General features: G+C 59.6%; 15 protein-coding genes. 11 read left to right on the top strand and 4 right to left on the bottom strand.

The features are described 5' to 3' along the window. Positions 1-17 precede the first annotated feature (17 nt). Positions 18-1,556 carry a TSCPD domain-containing protein gene (locus tag HK26_RS01490; RefSeq protein ID WP_086638169.1) on the bottom strand — a complete coding sequence of 513 codons (1,539 nt, stop codon included), beginning with the start codon at positions 1,554-1,556 and terminating at the stop codon, positions 18-20. Positions 1,557-1,741: 185 nt separating this feature from the next. On the opposite strand from HK26_RS01490, the gene HK26_RS01485 reads away from it, so the two are divergent. The 7 genes from HK26_RS01485 to HK26_RS01455 all read left to right on the top strand — a co-directional run bounded on the left by HK26_RS01485 (position 1,742) and on the right by HK26_RS01455 (position 6,289). Beyond that, entirely contained in the window at positions 1,742-2,122 is a 381-nt protein-coding gene (locus HK26_RS01485) for an NADH:ubiquinone oxidoreductase subunit NDUFA12 (RefSeq protein ID WP_086638168.1), read from the top strand. Between the two features lie 57 nt (positions 2,123-2,179). Beyond that, entirely contained in the window at positions 2,180-2,716 is a 537-nt protein-coding gene (gene mlaD / locus HK26_RS01480; RefSeq protein WP_086638167.1) for an outer membrane lipid asymmetry maintenance protein MlaD, read from the top strand. Between the two features lie 52 nt (positions 2,717-2,768). After that, positions 2,769-2,984 carry a hypothetical protein gene (locus HK26_RS01475; protein ID WP_086638166.1) on the top strand — a complete coding sequence of 72 codons (216 nt, stop codon included), beginning with the start codon at positions 2,769-2,771 and terminating at the stop codon, positions 2,982-2,984. After that, positions 2,981-3,610 carry a DUF2155 domain-containing protein gene (locus HK26_RS01470; RefSeq protein ID WP_086638165.1) on the top strand — a complete coding sequence of 210 codons (630 nt, stop codon included), beginning with the start codon at positions 2,981-2,983 and terminating at the stop codon, positions 3,608-3,610. The genes HK26_RS01475 and HK26_RS01470 overlap by 4 nt, the downstream gene beginning before the upstream one ends. Positions 3,611-3,698: 88 nt before the next feature. Then, the gene (gene otsB, locus HK26_RS01465; RefSeq protein ID WP_086638164.1) at positions 3,699-4,442 is read left to right on the top strand and encodes a trehalose-phosphatase; all 744 of its coding nucleotides are present in this window, start codon (positions 3,699-3,701) and stop codon (positions 4,440-4,442) included. 3 nt (positions 4,443-4,445) lie between these two features. Next, entirely contained in the window at positions 4,446-5,786 is a 1,341-nt protein-coding gene (locus HK26_RS01460; RefSeq protein WP_086638163.1) for an alpha,alpha-trehalose-phosphate synthase (UDP-forming), read from the top strand. Continuing rightward, on the top strand, positions 5,783-6,289 hold the full coding sequence (locus HK26_RS01455) for a disulfide bond formation protein B (protein ID WP_257640808.1): 507 nt from the start codon (positions 5,783-5,785) through the stop codon (positions 6,287-6,289). The genes HK26_RS01460 and HK26_RS01455 overlap by 4 nt, the downstream gene beginning before the upstream one ends. Positions 6,290-6,370: 81 nt before the next feature. Here the strand turns inward: HK26_RS01455 and HK26_RS01450 are convergent, their stop codons facing one another. Next, complete coding sequence (locus HK26_RS01450; RefSeq protein ID WP_086638161.1) at positions 6,371-6,823, bottom strand: NUDIX hydrolase; 453 nt, start codon at positions 6,821-6,823, stop codon at positions 6,371-6,373. Between the two features lie 163 nt (positions 6,824-6,986). Here HK26_RS01450 and HK26_RS01445 point away from each other — a divergent pair, with 163 nt between their 5' ends. The 4 genes from HK26_RS01445 to HK26_RS01430 all read left to right on the top strand — a co-directional run bounded on the left by HK26_RS01445 (position 6,987) and on the right by HK26_RS01430 (position 13,844). Further along, on the top strand, positions 6,987-7,955 hold the full coding sequence (locus HK26_RS01445; protein ID WP_219337077.1) for an aldo/keto reductase: 969 nt from the start codon (positions 6,987-6,989) through the stop codon (positions 7,953-7,955). A 100-nt stretch (positions 7,956-8,055) separates the two neighbouring features. Continuing rightward, positions 8,056-10,323, top strand: a complete 2,268-nt coding sequence (gene uvrB / locus HK26_RS01440; protein ID WP_180539254.1) for an excinuclease ABC subunit UvrB — start codon at positions 8,056-8,058, stop codon at positions 10,321-10,323. A gap of 77 nt (positions 10,324-10,400) precedes the next feature. Then, positions 10,401-11,060, top strand: a complete 660-nt coding sequence (locus tag HK26_RS01435) for a 2OG-Fe(II) oxygenase (RefSeq protein ID WP_086638160.1) — start codon at positions 10,401-10,403, stop codon at positions 11,058-11,060. A gap of 42 nt (positions 11,061-11,102) precedes the next feature. Continuing rightward, positions 11,103-13,844 (top strand): M16 family metallopeptidase, encoded by a 2,742-nt coding sequence (locus HK26_RS01430; RefSeq protein WP_086638159.1) that lies wholly within the window; start codon positions 11,103-11,105, stop codon positions 13,842-13,844. Positions 13,845-13,919: 75 nt separating this feature from the next. Here the strand turns inward: HK26_RS01430 and HK26_RS01425 are convergent, their stop codons facing one another. Both HK26_RS01425 and dinB read right to left on the bottom strand, forming a co-directional pair. Further along, on the bottom strand, positions 13,920-14,912 hold the full coding sequence (locus HK26_RS01425; protein ID WP_257640811.1) for a transporter: 993 nt from the start codon (positions 14,910-14,912) through the stop codon (positions 13,920-13,922). A 361-nt stretch (positions 14,913-15,273) separates the two neighbouring features. Continuing rightward, on the bottom strand, positions 15,274-16,353 hold the full coding sequence (gene dinB / locus HK26_RS01420; RefSeq protein ID WP_086638158.1) for a DNA polymerase IV: 1,080 nt from the start codon (positions 16,351-16,353) through the stop codon (positions 15,274-15,276). Positions 16,354-16,455 lie beyond the last annotated feature (102 nt).

Raw genomic sequence — 16,455 nt, 5'->3', positions numbered from 1 at the left:
TGTCAAAAAAACCGGGCCTAGCAAACCAGCCGCAGGTTGCGCCGTGGGCGGGTAGGCTGCGTATCGTCTCCCTCGGGCAGGTCCAGTGGCAGCAGCGGGTCCGGCTCGGACGCGCTGTCCTGATGGGGGCCGTCGGGCAGGCGTCTGTCCAGATAGGTGTCGGACAGGGCCCTGAAGGCGTAGTCCAGCATGGAAGTGGCATAGGAGGCAACCGGGTCTCCCTCCACGGTGCCAGCCGGGCCAAAGCAGGAATAGGCAAAGTTTTCCACATAGGCTTCCAGCGGTGCGCCATATTGCAGGCCGATGCTGACTGCGTCCCCAAAGCTTTCCATCAGTCCGCGCACCATCGGGCTCTCACGCGTGGGGGTAAGTGTGAGCTCCCCTAGTGTGCCGTCCTCGTATTCTCCGGTGCGCATGAACAGGCGGTGCCCGCCAATGGTGGTTTTTTGTGTAAAACCGCCATGCCGTGCGGGCAGAATCCGCCGCATCCCACGCTCCAGCCTCAGCCGCACAGGCGTGGGCAGGGTTTCTGGCCGTGCGGGCATGCGGTCGGCAAAGCCGGTGAGCGCGCGATACATGGCCAGATGTGCCTTGGGGCCGGGCTGGGGGAGCACAGTCTCGCCCGCAAGGGCTGCGGCCAGAGCGGTTTCTACCGTAAAACCGCGGATATCCAGCCGTTGCCGGGTGCTGTTGGCCAGCCGTCCATCGGGGCGGAGCATGGAAAAAACAGGGGCGAGCCCACAGGATTCCACTCCAAGCAGGCCATCTATGGGGTTGGGGGTGGAGAACCCGGTCTCGATCGGGGCTACGGGGGCAAGGGTTTCCACTGCAGCTTCGTTCCAGACTGCGCGCAGGGTCTCGCCCAGACCGGGGAGCACGGTGCGCACGGGGGGAAGGGGCAGGGACTCCGGGCCACGTCCGGCATGGGCGGTCAGTGTGGCCAGTGCCGTAATGGCGCAGGCGGCGGCCCGGCCATCCTCGCTGTCATAATCCAGACCGACTCCGGCCAGGCAGGCATCCATGTTGGTCAGCAGGATGTCTCCTGCTGTTATGGCCTGCATGGGGGGCGTGTCCGTTCCGGCGGAGGGGCTGGGTGCGAACAGGTCGGGCAGGGGCAAATCCCCATTGCGCTGGTCCGCCATATTGAGCGCTGCCTGACGCAGGACCGCACAGATGAGCTTGAGAGCCGCAACAAAGGTGCGGGCGGCAAAGCCCTCTCCGGGGGAGACAAAGCTCGCCAGATTGACCACAAAGCCTGCGGGCCGGTCGAACGCGCAATGCCACACGGCTTCCACCGGGGCGGCCTGCCGTGTGAGCAGCAGCCAGACCAACGAGCGCGCGGAGGCCTCGTCCGGTGCCAGTGCGCTGATCCAGCGCGAGGCAAGGGCGGGCAGGTCGATCGGGTCGTCCCCCGGCACAAGCTGGGCGAGCGCGGACGCGGCGTCCACATCCCACTCTGCGGGCAGGGTCACGGAGCGAAGGGGTGCGTCCGGGTCTGCTGCGGCCTCCAGTGTGCTCATCAGCACACCGTTCCAATGGCGTCTGGCTGTTGTCATGCAGGCATGTTACCGCCGTGCGCACAGGCAGCGGAACCCGACAAAACACGTCGCGGACGCCGTTATCACCCTGCAAAATGAGGATATGGGGGATAACTTTTGTCGCGCCCTGCTCGCGCGCGGTTGATCGGGCGATTTGCGATAAAACATGGACCACGGGCTGTGCGGAGTCCTATCATCCAGCCATGGCAAATTTCGGAACATGGCTGCATACGCGCCGGAAGGGGCGGTTGATTGGCAAGGATGCCGATGGCCGCAGTTATTATGAATCAACCGGCCCGGCCCGCAAGGGTGGCGGCATGGAGCGCCCCGAGCGTTGGGTGATCTACCATAAGGGGGAGGATGCCTCCGCCGTGCCCGCTGAGTGGTGGGGCTGGCTGCACCATACGCTGGATGCCCCCATTGCGCAGGCCGAGCGTAAGCCATGGCAGTTGCCCCACCAGCCAAACATGACCGGCACAGCCCAAGCTTACCACCCGCAGGGAAGCCTGTACGCAACCGGCCAGCACCCGCCCGCAACCGGTGATTATGAGGCATGGACGCCCGAGGGTACGTCCGAGGCGTGATTTGCTGCGCATTCCCTGTTAGAGTGGTCTGTCTTATCAGGGAGTGTACGTAAGTTCATGGCATCGGCAATGGCGGAAAAATCACGGCGCAGTCTGGCGGAGCTTCTGACCGGCACAGCCGTGCTGGTGGGGCTGGCAGGTATGCTGGCCGCAGCAGTGGTCGGTGAGGGCCGCAAGACGGATACGGTCGGGTATCAGCTCAGCGCAGATTTTGCGCATGTTGACGGCTTGAGTGTCGGCTCGGATGTGCGGCTGGCAGGCGTGACCATTGGCACCGTGCAGAGCGAGAGCGTTAACCCGCAGACGTTCAGGGCCCATGTGGTCTTTACCGTGCGCCCGGACATCCACCTTTCGGCGGATACGGCGGCCATTATTACCAGCGACAGTCTGCTGGGCGGCAAATACATTGCACTCTCCCCCGGAGGGGATGACAAAACCCTGTCCGCAGGTGCGACGATCAGCCAGACTCAAGGCTCGATCAGTCTGGAACAGCTTTTGAGCAAGTTCATTTTCTCCGTGACCGATACGCTGACCCGCGCCAACAAGGATGCGGCAGGGGCGCAGGGTGGAGCCAGTGGCGCGCCCGCGCCCTGAAACGAACATAAAACCGGTTTAGCATAAACAGAGTGATGATAAGGCGGACACAATGACGGCGTTGCGCATATGGCCGCAAGAGGACGGGCAACCCGTGACGTGCCAGGAAAAACTGCGGATGCTGGAAGAAAACTGGCAGGAAGTGCAGCAGGTTCTGGCCGATGCGTTTGAGGATGCAGTGTTGATGGGGGTGAGTGAGCAGGTCATGCGTGAACGTCTGGCGGAACTGGTGTCCTCCCTTGCGTCCCCCAAGGTGGGCCGGGCATGACGGTGCAGGTCTGGCGGCGCAGGTGCCGCCTGCTTGGTGCGGGGCTTGTGTCCTCCCTTGGCTGTGTGGCGTCGGTCTGGGCTGCGGGTACGCCTCTTGCACCCCCGGCTGTTTACCCTGCTGGCACATGGCAGGGTAAGGGTACTGCGGTTGTGCGTGTGCTCGACCGGCTGGATGCCCATGTGGAAGTGCTGTCCGTGCCAGTCGGTGGGGAGGCAAAACACTACAAAAATCTGGATATTCTGGCCCGTCGCTGCCTCCAGCGCCCGCCAACCCGTGCGCCTGACGCAGCAGCTTGGCTGGAAATACAGGATACACACCCCGGAGGGGCGGCCTTTAAAGGCTGGATGCTGGCCGCCGAACCCGGGCTCGGGGTGCTGGAAAGCTCCGTCTATGATGTGCGCATGGTGCGCTGCGAAGGTGACGATATGGCGCCTTTCCTGCCACCATTGGCCAAGCCGGTAGCACCTCCCCCCCTGCCGGAATCTGCCTCTGTGCAGGATGGTGCAGGTGTCGGGGCTGCCTCCCCCACACCGCCGGGTCTTGTGGCGCCATCTGCTCCACCCCGACCCGCAGCGCCTGATAACGCCAACCCGTTCCAGCCCGATAGTGACGGGGCGTATTAAGGCGCAGGCCTGAAAGATTGTTGACGTAGCGCCAAACGCGGCATGTGTTTTTTGTCTGGCGCTAGACAGAAAAGTAAAGAGGTACGTTGTGTTTGGTTCTTCCTTTACGCAGGACAGCCGTTTTAAAATTCCGCCCCTGAGTCAGGCAGCTTTCCTGCTCGATTTTGACGGTACACTGGTGGACATAGCCCCCACGCCCGAGGCGGTTGTGGTCCCCCCCGGCCTGCTGGAAACCCTGAGTCACCTGCGCGCCGCCTGTGGGGATGCGCTGGCCATTATTTCCGGTCGTCCGATTGAGCAGATTGACCAGTTTTTGGGCGACGTACCCTTTGCGGTTGCGGGGGAGCATGGTGTGACCATTCGCCACCGTCCCGGCGGTCCTGTTGAGCGGGCGGTGCTGCCCACCATGCCGCAGCGCTGGCTTGTGCAGGCATCGGACCTGCTGGCAACCCTGCCGGGTACGCGGCTTGAGCATAAGCAGGGTGGCTTTGTGCTGCACTACCGCGCTGCGCCGGAAAAAGCCGAAGTTCTGCGCCAGACAGCCGAGCGCTGGGTGCGGGAGTCCGATGGCGCGTTTACGCTCCAGCCTGCAAAAATGGCGTGGGAAATCCGCCCGGCCGGGGTGGATAAAGGCTATGCCGTATCCCTGTTGATGGAAACCACCCCGTTTGCCGGACGTAAACCTATCTTTGTCGGTGACGATGTAACAGATGAGGACGGCATGGCCGCTGTCCATCGTATGGGGGGGGCTTTTTTCCGTATTCCTGCGGATTTCCCTACCCCTTCGGTGTTTCGGGCCTGGCTGGCGTCCCTTGTCGCGGGAAGGGGGTGAGGCATGCAGAGGCTGGTCATTGTTTCCAACAGGGTACCAGCAATACGTGACCGCAAACAGCCCGCAGGGGGCTTGGCTGTGGCGCTCAGGGACGCAATACGTGACCGCCCGACCCTGTGGTTTGGCTGGTCCGGGCAACAGGTAGCGGACTGTGCGGACAGACCACTGGGCATGGATACGGTGGGTCATGTTACTTATGCGACCATAGCGCTGACCCATAAGGAATATAACGGGTTTTATCAGGGCTATTCCAACGCCGTTCTGTGGCCGCTGTGCCATTACCGTGCCGGGCTAATGAACTATAATCGGCACGACCAGCAGATTTACATCAACGTCAACACCCTGTTCGCCAACAGGCTGGCCCCTTTGCTGGAGTCAGATGACATGGTCTGGGTGCATGATTACCATCTGTTCCCCCTTGGCAGAATTTTGCGTGGGCTCAAGGTCAAGGCGCGTATCGGTTTTTTTCTGCACATTCCTTTTCCGCCGTGGAGCCTCATGCGCTCCCTGCCCGCTGCTGCGGCCCTTATGCGGGCACTGCGCGCGTATGATGTGATTGGCGTGCAGACCGAGGATGATGCTCGTAATATGAACGAGGCCTTTGCCGTTCTGGGTATTCCCGCACGGGCGCGCGTTTTTCCCATTGGTATTGACCCCGACAGTTTTGCCACCTGCGCGCGTGAGGGGCAGGGGTTACCGCAATTGCGGCGCCTGCAGCAGGACCTGCGTGGTATGCCGCTGATTATTGGCGTGGACCGTATGGATTATTCCAAAGGTCTGCCAGAGCGTTTGCGGGGGTATGATACGTTCCTCAAGCGCTACCCGGAATACAGGGGCAAGGTGGTGTATCTCCAGATCACTCCTGTCTCACGCGGGAGTGTGCCGGAATACCAGAGCCTGCGTGCCGAGCTGGACCAGCTTGTGGGGCATATTAACGGCACCTATGGCGCGTTTGACTGGACCCCTGTGCGCTACCTGACACACCCGCTTCCGCGCGAACTGCTTGCGGCATTTTTCCAGTTGTCCAGTGCAGTACTTGTCACCCCACTGCGTGACGGGATGAACCTTGTGGCCAAGGAATATGTTGCCGCCCAGCTTGCGGACAATCCGGGAGTACTCATTCTGTCCCGCTTTGCCGGGGCCGCGGCGGATATGGACGACGCCTTGCAGGTTAACCCACATGATTCGGACGAAATTGCAACAGCCCTGCACAAGGCGCTAAGTATGTCTGCCTCCGAGCGTAAGGTACGCTGGGAGCGGTTGCGTACGGATGTGTGGCGCGTAACGGCCGCAAGCTGGGCGCGGTCATTTATCGCAGCGTTATCCGAGGTCCGAACCGCATGAGACAGAATACCCGGCAAAGTGTGCTTGCGCTTTTAATGATCATGGCGGGTTTTTCTGCCCTGGGCGTTGCCTGGTGGACGCAGCACGAGCTTGGGATCATGCCGTGTGAGCTTTGCCTGTGGGAGCGCTGGCCGTGGCGCGTGCTGGTTGTGCTGGGGGTTATGGTGCCTGTTCTGCCCAGTAAGTGGGGGCGTGTGGTTTTGTGGCTGTGCGCGCCTGTGCTGCTGGTGGCGGAGGGGCTTGCCATCTGCCACGCTGGGGTTGAGTGGAAGTGGTGGCCAAGCCCGTTCCCCGCTTGCCATGCAGCCCATGTTGTCGGGCGTACATTGGCTGAGCGCTGGGCATCCATGCCGCTGGTTCCTTCCAAACCTTGTGATGCACCCACATATCTTATCCCCGGCCTGCCTGTTTCCATGGCGGTTATGGGGGGGGTGTTCACGCTTGTTGTGTTTGTTGCGTGGAGCACGGGTATGGTCTGGAGCAAAAACAACAGGCGTTTTTAAAGGATTTTTTTAACTCCCATGTGCTGTGGTGCGCGGGGAGATATTCTGTTTAAAAAATACGTCAGGAATAAAGAATGTTTTTTATTCCTGCGTGTGGGCCTGCATGACGGCTTGCGCAATATAAAACAGACGCTCGCTGGCCTGTGGGCCAAGTTTGCGAATGGCATCATAACTGAACCAGCGGACTTCCTGTGCGTCATCCCCCGCAATGGGGGTGCCAAGGGCAGGCTGTGGCTCGGTGCAGAGCACAGCCAGAATAAGGTAGTGAAAAGCCAGCGTACCATCTGGCGCATAATGCACACTGTCAAACACATCAATGAGCGATGTTGCCTGCGCAGAGAGAGCCGTTTCTTCCATCAGTTCGCGCTCTGCTGCGTGGAAAAAGGTCTCCCCTCCTTCCACTTTGCCGCCGGGAAAACCCCATAACCCCGCATCGGGGGGATTGGAGCGTCGGACAAGCAGAAAATCGCTGTCACGGCGGACAATGGCCAGCACACCAGCACGGGGAAACACAGGAGATGCGTGAGCGTTCATGGCTGTGTAGTGTAGAACGGCCTGTATGCAGGTCAACCTATCTTTGCAGTTCTGCACTGCATTGCTGCCCATATGCCGTGTTGCATGCAAACTGTGTGACAAGCATGCTGTTATCGGCAGGTCAGAGATATTCAGGGAGAAAGAGAACGTGGCTGCGGAATTCATGACAATTGAGGGCATTGCCAAACCGGTCTCGCGCGTGGCGCTGGGTACATGGGCCATGGGGGGCTCCATGTGGGGTGGCGCTGATGACGAGAACGCGGCAAAAACAATCGATAAAGCACTCGATGTCGGGATCAATCTGATTGATACAGCCCCAGTCTATGGTTTTGGTCATTCGGAGGAAATTCTGGGCAAGGCTTTACAGGGGCGGCGTGACAGGGTGGTGCTGGCTACCAAAGTGGGGCTGAACTGGCAGAATGGTCAGGTCTTCCGCGATAGCAGAAAAGCACGGGTGGAGGCGGAACTGGACGCATCGCTCAAGCGGCTGCATACGGACCATATCGACCTGTACCAGGTGCACTGGCCAGACCCCCAAACCCCGTTTGAGGAGACCGCACGCGCGCTGGAAAAAAGTGTGCAAAGCGGCAAGGTCCATGCTCTTGGCCTGAGCAATTTCTCGCCTGAACAGATGGACGAATTTCGTAAATTTGCGCCGGTGGCAAGCATTCAGCCGCCGTATAATCTGTTTGAGCGCGAGATTGAAAAAGATATTCTGCCTTATGCGGTCAGGAACAATCTTGCGGTGCTGGCCTATGGTCCGCTGTGCCGTGGGCTTTTGTCGGGCAAAATGACCGCAGAGCATGTTTTTACCGGGGATGATCTGCGCAAGGTGGACCCCAAGTTCCTACAGCCCCGTTTCAACCAGTATCTGAACGCGGTGCAGGGGCTTGCAACCATTGCGGAGCAGCACGGCAAAAGCCTGCTGGCTCTGGCTATTCGCTGGGTGCTGGACCGTGGGCCGACCATTGCCCTATGGGGGGCCAGAAAGCCCGAGCAGATCACAGCCGTGCAGGACGCTTTTGGCTGGGCGCTGAGTGCAGACGACATGGCTGCCATTGACGCGGTTGTGGCGCAACATGTGACCGACCCGGTCGGGCCGGAGTTCATGGCGCCCCCTGCACGCTCCTGAGCCAGTCTGCCTCCCCGGATTTTTCTGGGGAGGTGCCGGGTGTGGCGTGGTTGGCTTTGCTCCCTTGCGCCGGAGCGCAGAGTTGCCCATCTTATCGGGTATGGGTGCTTCATCTTCTTCCACCACGCCTTCGGCAGCGTTGCCGTCGCGGGGTAAAAAACGGGCTTCTCTGAGCGAGCGGGCTGCAAGCCTGCCGCCGGTTACTTTTGTGCCGGAGCAGCAGTCCCCCCGCCCACGCCTGCGCCGGATGGAGGTTGTCTCTGAATATGAGCCAGCGGGCGATCAGCCACAGGCGATCAAGGAGCTTGTCGCCGGTGTGGAAGGGCAGGAGCGCGATCAGGTTCTGTTAGGGGTTACGGGGTCGGGCAAGACCTTCAGCATGGCCAAGGTGATCGAAGCCACACAGAAGCCAACCCTTATTCTTGCACCCAACAAAACACTGGCCGCCCAGCTTTATGGGGAGATGAAGCAGTTTTTCCCCAATAATGCCGTGGAATATTTTGTCAGTTACTACGATTATTACCAGCCCGAAGCCTATGTGCCGCGCTCGGACACCTATATCGAAAAAGACAGCCAGATTAACGAGCAGATCGACCGTATGCGCCACGCCGCCACGCAGGCGCTGCTAGAGCGTAATGATGTGATTATCGTTGCCTCTGTCTCCTGCATTTACGGTATTGGCTCGGTGGAAACCTATGCACGCATGGTGGTCAAGCTGGAGCTGGGGGGCGAGATTGATCGCGACAAGCTGATTAAAAGTCTGGTGGAACTGCAATACCGCCGGAACGATGCGGCCTTTACGCGTGGTGCATTCCGTGTGCGTGGGGAGAGCGTGGATATTTTTCCCGTGCAGAACGAGGACAGGGCGTGGCGCGTCTCGCTCTTTGGTGACGAGGTGGACGGGATTATCGAGTTTGACCCGCTCACTGGAGAAAAAACGGCTGATTTGCAGGAAATTACCATATACGCCAACAGCCACTACGTGACCCCGCGCCCCACCCTTAACCAGGCCATAAAAGGCATAAAGCACGAACTGCGCACCCGGCTGGACCAGTTTACAAAGGATGGTAAACTGCTTGAGGCCGAGCGGCTGGACCAGCGCACCACGTTTGATCTGGAGATGCTGGAAACCACAGGCGTGTGCAAGGGAATTGAGAATTACTCCCGCTACCTGTCCGGTCGCAAACCGGGGGACCCGCCACCCACCCTGTTTGAATACCTGCCCGCAGATGCTTTGCTGATTGTGGATGAAAGCCACGTGACTGTCCCCCAGATCGGGGGCATGGAGCGTGGAGACTTTGCGCGCAAATCCATTCTGTCAGACTTCGGGTTTCGTCTTCCCTCGTGTCTGGATAACCGGCCTCTCAATTTTGCGGAGTGGGATACGTTCCGCCCCCAGACAATTTTTGTCAGCGCAACCCCCGGCCCGTGGGAAATGGAACGCACGGGCGGCGTGTTTGCCGAGCAGGTCATCCGCCCCACGGGGCTGATCGACCCTGTTACGATTATCCGCCCCGTGGAACATCAGGTCGATGACCTGCTGGCCGAATGTCGGGAGACCATAGCCAAGGGTAGTCGTGTGCTGGTGACCACCCTGACCAAGCGCATGGCCGAAGACCTGACCGACTATATGAATGAGGCGGGTATTCGCGTCCGCTATCTGCACTCTGATGTGGATACGCTGGAGCGGATCGAAATTATTCGTGATCTGCGCATGGGCGCGTTTGATGTGCTCATCGGCATCAACCTGCTGCGTGAGGGCTTGGATATTCCCGAATGTTCGCTGGTGGCCATTCTGGATGCGGACAAGGAGGGCTTCCTGCGCTCACGCACGTCACTTATCCAGACCATTGGCCGTGCCGCCCGTAACGTGGACGGCCGCGTGCTGCTGTATGCGGATAAAATGACCGACTCCCTGACCTATGCGGTGGAGGAAACCGCACGGCGCAGGGAAAAGCAGATGGCGTGGAACGAGGCGCACGGCATTACCCCCCAGAGTGTGCGCAAACATATTGGTGATATTGTCGGCTCCGTGTTTGAGCAGGACTATGTGACCGTCGCCCCGGATGAGGATGCAGGCGTGGCCGAGTTTGTAGGCCAGGACCTGAGTGCGACCATTGCCGGGCTGGAAAAGCGGATGCGTGATGCCGCAGCCGAACTGGAGTTTGAGACCGCAGGCCGCCTGCGTGATGAAATCAAACGGCTGGAAGCGCTCCAGCTTGGGCTGGATGTGCCTGTTCCGCCAAAGGCAGGGCAGGGGACCGGGCGCAAAAAAACAGGCAAGGAACAGGTGCCCCGCCCACTAGGGCCGGGAGGCGGTGGGTATGAGCCAAAACCGGGCAAGGGGCGCGGCAGACGGCGGGCCTGATAGGGGCTCTTGTCTATGGGGCGCAACCCTTCTACCGTTTCGGCGGTTAACAGGTTCACTTTCGCGGACAACAGGGTATGACCACGCCACACGCAACCATCCGACCCGACTACGCGGCATTAACGCAGGCGCCCGTCTGCGCAGAGCCCTATACGCACATCATGGTGCCGCATTTTATTCGCAAGGATGATCTGCCCGAACTGTTTGCAAGTCTGCCACAGATCAACTCGGGTGGGTCGTTCCCGCCCCAGTCGCTCAGCCTGTCCCCCCTTGTGCAGGCACTGGTGCGGGAGATGGAAGGCCCGGAACTGCGGCGCATCATTGCCGACAAGCTTGGTCTTGATCTGGATAATGCGCCCTCCATGCTGACCATCCGTGGTCGCACGCGGGAGAAGGACGGACGCATCCACACGGACTCTACAGCCAAGCGGGTCACCATTCTGCTCTACCTCAACCCCGCAGGGCCGGGGTGGGAAAAACAGGAAGGCTGCCTGCGTCTGCTCCGCAGCCCCGATGATCTGGAGGACTACGCCAAGGAGGTGCAGCCCGTGGATGGCACATTGCTGATCTTCCCCAATGGCCCCACCACATGGCATGGCCACAAGTCGTTTGTCGGCTCGCGCTATACCATCCAGCTTAATTACATGACCGAGGACGCCAAGGCCCGTTCCGAACTCAGGCGGCACAAGCTGTCTGCTCTGGCCAAAAAACTGCCATTGCCCGGTATGGGGTATTAGACGTTTTTTTCGCGCGGGTTTTCACAGGACACAGGATTTTTCATGATTTTTCGTAAAACCACCATTTCCCGCGCAAGGGCGCTGGCGCTTGTTTCCGCTCTGGCTTTGTGCGGCAGTGCGCTTTCGCCCGTTGGTGCGTTTGCACAGGCGGCAGCGCCGGGCATGCCGTCCACCCTTGTGCCGCCTGCGCTCAGCAGCGCACAGGTGGTGCGGGCAACCCTGCCCAATGGCCTGAAGGTTGTAATCGTTCCCAACCGGCTGGCACCTGTGGTGACAACGGAAATCAACTATCTGGTGGGTTCGGCGGAAGCGCCTGCGGGCTTTCCCGGCACGGCGCACGCGCTTGAACACATGATGTTCCGGGGTAGCAAAGGGCTGGACAAGGACCAGCTTGCCGCTGTGGGTACGCGCCTTGGCGGGAGCTATAACGCGGACACGACCGAGGACGTCACCCAGTATTTTTACACGGCTCAGGCACGGGACCTGCCTGTCCTGCTCAGAATAGAAGCCCTGCGCATGAGCGCACTGACCCTGTCGGAGGCAGACTGGAGCAAGGAGCGCGGCGCGATCGAGCAGGAAGTCTCGCGCGATCTGTCCAGCCCTGCTTACCTGTATCTTGAGCAGTTGCAGGCCATTTTGTTTGCAGGCACACCGTACGAGCATGACGCACTGGGCACGCGCCCTTCCTTTGACAAGACAAAAGCGGCTGACCTGCGGGCATTTTACGAAAAATGGTACGCACCCAACAATGCCGTTCTGGTCATTGTGGGGGACGTCAATCCGGTGACCACCTTGCAGTTGGTGGAAGAAACATTTGGCAGTGTTCCACGTAAAACATTGCCCGCCCGCCACACGGTAAAGCCCGTTCCGCCACCAGCCAAAACGCTTACGCTGGCAACGGATTACCCGGTGGGGTTTGCAACGCTTGCCTTCCCCATGCCCGGCTCTTCGGCGGCGGATTATGCCACTGCAGATGTGCTGTCCGATGTGCTGTCCAGCCAGCGTGGGGCGCTGTATGATCTGGTGCCACAGGGCAAGGCGCTGTTTGCCGGGTTTGAATACGCGCCCAAAAAGGAGGCAGGCTTCGGGCTGGCTCTGGCGGCCTTCCCCAAGGGCGGGGATGCTGCAAAAACTATGGCAGACATGCGCGCGGTGCTGGAAAATATCCGCAAAAATGGTGTTCCGGCTGATCTGGTGGAAGCGGCCAAACGGCGGGAAATTGCACAAATGCAGTTTGCCGCCAATTCGGTCAGTGGTCTGGCCTCCACGTGGTCTACGGCCCTTGCGTTTCAGGGGCTGGATGCACCGGGGGATCTGGTGGCCGCCTATCAGGCTGTGACACCAGAGGCGGTTAACAAGCTGGCGGCAACCCTGCTTAACCCGGCCCATGCCGTCTCGGCCGTGCTAACGCCCGAAAGTTCGGGCAAGCCGGTATCGGGCAAGGGGTTCGGGGGGGCGGAATCCTTTGCGTCCTCCCCCGACAAGCCTGTCAAACTGCCTGACTGGGCAGAAAAGGCGCTGCTCAAGCTCGACAAGCCCGAACCGACTCCGCAGCCGTATGTCAGCACCCTGTCCAACGGGATCAGGCTGATTGTCTGGCCGTCGCACGTCAGCCACACCGTTCAGGTCAGTGGTCAGGTGCGGACCACTCCCTCCTTGCAGCAGCCCGCAGGGCAGGATGGGGTGAACGATGTAACAGAGGCCCTGTTCTCCTACGGGACCACCCGGTATGACCGTCTGGCCTTCCAGAAGGCGCTGGACGATATTCCAGCGTGGGAGAGTGCGGGGAGTGCGTTCTCCCTACAGGTGCTCACACCTGATTTTGCAAAGGGTGTGGCCCTTCTGGCAGAGAATGAGTTGCATCCCGCTTTTGGGGAAAAGGATTTTCAGGTTGTGCGCCAGCAGGCAGCACAGGCGCAGGCGGGGGAACTGCTCTCGCCCGAACATCTGTTCAGCCGTGCCATAAAAATGGCGGTCCTGCCCCCCAAAGACCCCACCCTGCGCGAGGCCACACCACAATCGATTATGAGTGTGACGCGTGATGACGTGCTGGCCTATTATAAAAAGGTCTGGCGGCCGGATGTCACGACTATTGTTGTGACGGGGGATGTCTCCCCCGAAAAGGCGCAGGCCGTTATGGAGCAGGCGTTCGGGGGGTGGAAAGCCGAAGGACCCACCCCTGATATTGACCTGCCAGCCGTGCCCCTGAGCAAGGCGTCCCATGCGCTGGTGCCGGACAAGAGCAGTGTGCAAGATGAGGTGGTTCTGGCCGAAACACTCGGCCTGACCGCAGCCCAGCCTGACCACTTTATGCTCCAGTTGGGGAACGAGGTCTTGGGGGGTGGTCTGTTCTCCTCACGTCTGTACCGCGACCTGCGTGTTAAAACAGGGTATGTTTACACTGTGGGCAGTGCGTTTGAGTGGGGGCGTACCCGTGGCCTGTATACGGTCAATTATGGCGCAGACCCCGATAAGGTCGGCAAGGCGCAGGCCGCTGCGGTGCGTGACATCAAAGCCATGCAGTCTGCCCCTCCATCTGATGATGAACTGGCTCTGGCCAAGGCGTCACTCTTGCGGAGCATTCCTCTGGCCCGCGCCAGTCTGGACCGGATTGCAGCACAGTACCTGCACCTGACCGAACTGGGGCTGCCGCTGGATAATGCGGACCGTGGCGCACAGGCTTACTACAACGCAACCGGCGCGGACGTGCAGGCAGCGTTTGGCAAGTGGATACGCCCGGATGACCTGTCATCCATTGTCAAAGGTCCTGCGCCCGCACCGTAAAAAGTAAAACCTGCATAAACGGTTGAGCATGAGCGGCGGAAAGTTTTTCTTTCCGCCGTTTTTTGTGGGGTAAGGCTAGAATACGCTGTTGAACGCCACCTGCGGTGACACGTCAAAATTGGTGTTATGCCCAGCAAAATAGGTGGAAACACCAGCAATCACCCCAAAGTTGGGCGACCAGCTATATTCAACAGCCGGAGCGATCTGCCAGTCGCCTGACGACTGGGCAATGGTATCCACCTTCTGGCCTGTGGCTGTTGTGCCGCGTACATGTGCGCCGTTAGCCCAGTCCCGCGCCAGATCCATGGCCAGAACCCACCTCTGGTTCACGGCATATTCCAGCGAAAAACCACTCTGCCCATACATGCCCGGCTGCGCACGGCCCCTGAATCCGTTTGATGTGTCATAGCTTGTTACATCATGCAGATGCGCGGTTGTTACGGCTCTGCGGAAGGTGCTCCACACGCGCAGGCGCAATTCATGCTGGCCGGGCAGGGTGTAGGTGGACTGGCTGGTCAGGGCCAGACGGAAGGTATAGGCTCCTGCACCTACCCCGTCCTGTGCGCGGCCAAGCCGGTTATAATCCCCCGTAGGCATGGCCATGCCTGCAAAAATGCTCAGGGCGGGAATATAGCGTTTGGGGTCTGCATTCACATAGCGCCACATCAGGTCTACGGGCAGGTCACCAAACTTTAGGCCGCTGCTGGTATTGTCCCCCTTCTTCCAGCGATAGCTGATGACCGGGGTCAGCTGGATGCTGATCGAATCCGTAATTGAATATTTATACAGGGTAAAATTGCTGACCGACTTTTGCCGTGGGTGCAGCGATTCCATGCCGTTATTGTTGTTCAGGTACCCAACCGGCTGGCTGTAGGCCATATAGGGTTCCCACGCAAAAACACCCTTTTTGACCAGCGCTCCTGAAGGGGAAACAAGGGAGCCTGTGTACCACTGGGGTTTGGTTTCCTGCGTAACCTGCTGCCCGTTTGTTCCACTGTTGTCCGCGCCTGCTGCGTGGGCGCTGGTGGCAATCAGCAGCAGGGCCTGCAAGCCAAGCACTGTGCGCATCGGCTTGTGGGCTCCACTGCGCCGGAAGGCGGAGGCTACGACCTGCTGGGGGGATGGCATGTTCTGCGGTGCGGTTTTTGTGGGTATGGGGCGGAGCGCAGTCATTCAACCAACCTTATGCAAGACAGTTTTTTGTTATGGAACTGTATCGGTTGCCCTGAATTGTTGCGGGTGTAAAGACATGGGCAGGATTAAAACAGATGTGTGAACATGTAATTTTCCTGCGGTTCTGTCCATATTTTCTGATTTTGAGCCAGATATTTTATTTTGTTAGCAAAATGTTCATGCCTATACTGTTTCTGTATCAAAACAATATCATGGATTCTTTGCCAATATTGCGCAGAAGACTGCGGGGTAGTGTTTATGGGAGCAAAGAGAGCTGCCTTGCGGCCTCATGCTGCCCCGGCAGCACCAGCCCGGTGAGCGAAACCCCCAGGAGCCGCACTGGCTTGCCAAGGGGGAGGAGCGGGGTCAGCAACCCGCGTGCGGCATCGTGCAATGCGACTTCATTCTCTACCGGCTGTGTAAAGGACTGGCTGCGCGTGCGCTGGGTAAAATCCGAGTGGCGGAGTTTGAGCGTGACCGTGCGCCCGCTGAGTGTGCGCTTCTGGCAGGCGGCCCAGACCTGCGCCACAAGGTTGCCCATGGCCTGCATCAGTTCGACCTCGGCATGCAGGTCCTGTAGGAATGTTGTTTCCTTGCCAAGGGATTTGCGGGGGCGGTTGGGTTCTACCGGCCGGTTGTCCACGCCTTGGGCAATGCCATGGTAGAATGTGGCGGCCTTGCCAAAGTGGTGCTTGAGAATATCCAGCCCGCAGGTGCGTAGGTCAGCCCCGGTATGAATCCCCAGAGCGTTCATGCGGCGGGCGGTGGCGGGGCCAACACCATGGAACGCGCCAACAGGCAGGGGTGCTACAAAAGCTTCTCCCCTCCCCGGTGGAATAACAAACAGGCCATCGGGTTTGCGGTGGTCAGATGCCAGCTTGGCCAGAAATTTATTGTAAGACACGCCGGCAGAGGCGGTCAGGCCGGTCTGTTCAAAAATACTGGCCCGGATCTCCTCCGCAATAGCTGTGGCGGAGGCGCGGCGGAGGAGCGGGTGGGTGATGTCCAGATAAGCCTCATCCAGCGAGAGTGGCTGTATGAGCGGCGTATAGCGGGCAAAAATAGCGTGAATCTGGGCAGAAACAGCCCGATAGGCCTCAAATCTGGGAGGGACAAAAACCAGTTCGGGGCATTTGCGCCGGGCGATAAGGGAGGGCATGGCCGACCTTACGCCAAATTTGCGGGCTTCGTAGCTGGCGGCGGCAACAACACCGCGCTCTTGGCAATGCCCCACGGCAACGGGCCGCCCCTTAAGGGCAGGGTTGTCGCGTTGTTCGACCGAGGCATAGAATGCATCCATGTCGATATGGATAATGCGGCGTATGGGCGTAGGCATTGCCCCCGCATTATGGCATGGAATACGCCACAATGGAACATAAAGAGAACAATTAGCGCTGCATGACCATTGTTATGTCAGGCTCCAGCGGCATCAGCATGT

Origin of the sequence: Acetobacter okinawensis (assembly GCF_002153655.1) — a bacterium.
GTDB classification, from domain to species: Bacteria; Pseudomonadota; Alphaproteobacteria; order Acetobacterales; family Acetobacteraceae; genus Acetobacter; species Acetobacter okinawensis_A.
This window is presented reverse-complemented; position numbering and strand designations above follow the sequence as displayed.

Coding starts and splice junctions, on each gene's coding strand:
- HK26_RS01490 (WP_086638169.1), bottom strand. CDS start 1,556: ATGACAACAGCCAGACGCCATTGGAACGGTGTGCTGATGAGCACACTG.
- HK26_RS01485 (WP_086638168.1), top strand. CDS start 1,742: ATGGCAAATTTCGGAACATGGCTGCATACGCGCCGGAAGGGGCGGTTG.
- mlaD (WP_086638167.1), top strand. CDS start 2,180: ATGGCATCGGCAATGGCGGAAAAATCACGGCGCAGTCTGGCGGAGCTT.
- HK26_RS01475 (WP_086638166.1), top strand. CDS start 2,769: ATGACGGCGTTGCGCATATGGCCGCAAGAGGACGGGCAACCCGTGACG.
- HK26_RS01470 (WP_086638165.1), top strand. CDS start 2,981: ATGACGGTGCAGGTCTGGCGGCGCAGGTGCCGCCTGCTTGGTGCGGGG.
- HK26_RS01460 (WP_086638163.1), top strand. CDS start 4,446: ATGCAGAGGCTGGTCATTGTTTCCAACAGGGTACCAGCAATACGTGAC.
- HK26_RS01455 (WP_257640808.1), top strand. CDS start 5,783: ATGAGACAGAATACCCGGCAAAGTGTGCTTGCGCTTTTAATGATCATG.
- HK26_RS01450 (WP_086638161.1), bottom strand. CDS start 6,823: ATGAACGCTCACGCATCTCCTGTGTTTCCCCGTGCTGGTGTGCTGGCC.
- HK26_RS01445 (WP_219337077.1), top strand. CDS start 6,987: ATGACAATTGAGGGCATTGCCAAACCGGTCTCGCGCGTGGCGCTGGGT.
- uvrB (WP_180539254.1), top strand. CDS start 8,056: ATGGGTGCTTCATCTTCTTCCACCACGCCTTCGGCAGCGTTGCCGTCG.
- HK26_RS01435 (WP_086638160.1), top strand. CDS start 10,401: ATGACCACGCCACACGCAACCATCCGACCCGACTACGCGGCATTAACG.
- HK26_RS01430 (WP_086638159.1), top strand. CDS start 11,103: ATGATTTTTCGTAAAACCACCATTTCCCGCGCAAGGGCGCTGGCGCTT.
- HK26_RS01425 (WP_257640811.1), bottom strand. CDS start 14,912: ATGCGCACAGTGCTTGGCTTGCAGGCCCTGCTGCTGATTGCCACCAGC.
- dinB (WP_086638158.1), bottom strand. CDS start 16,353: ATGCCTACGCCCATACGCCGCATTATCCATATCGACATGGATGCATTC.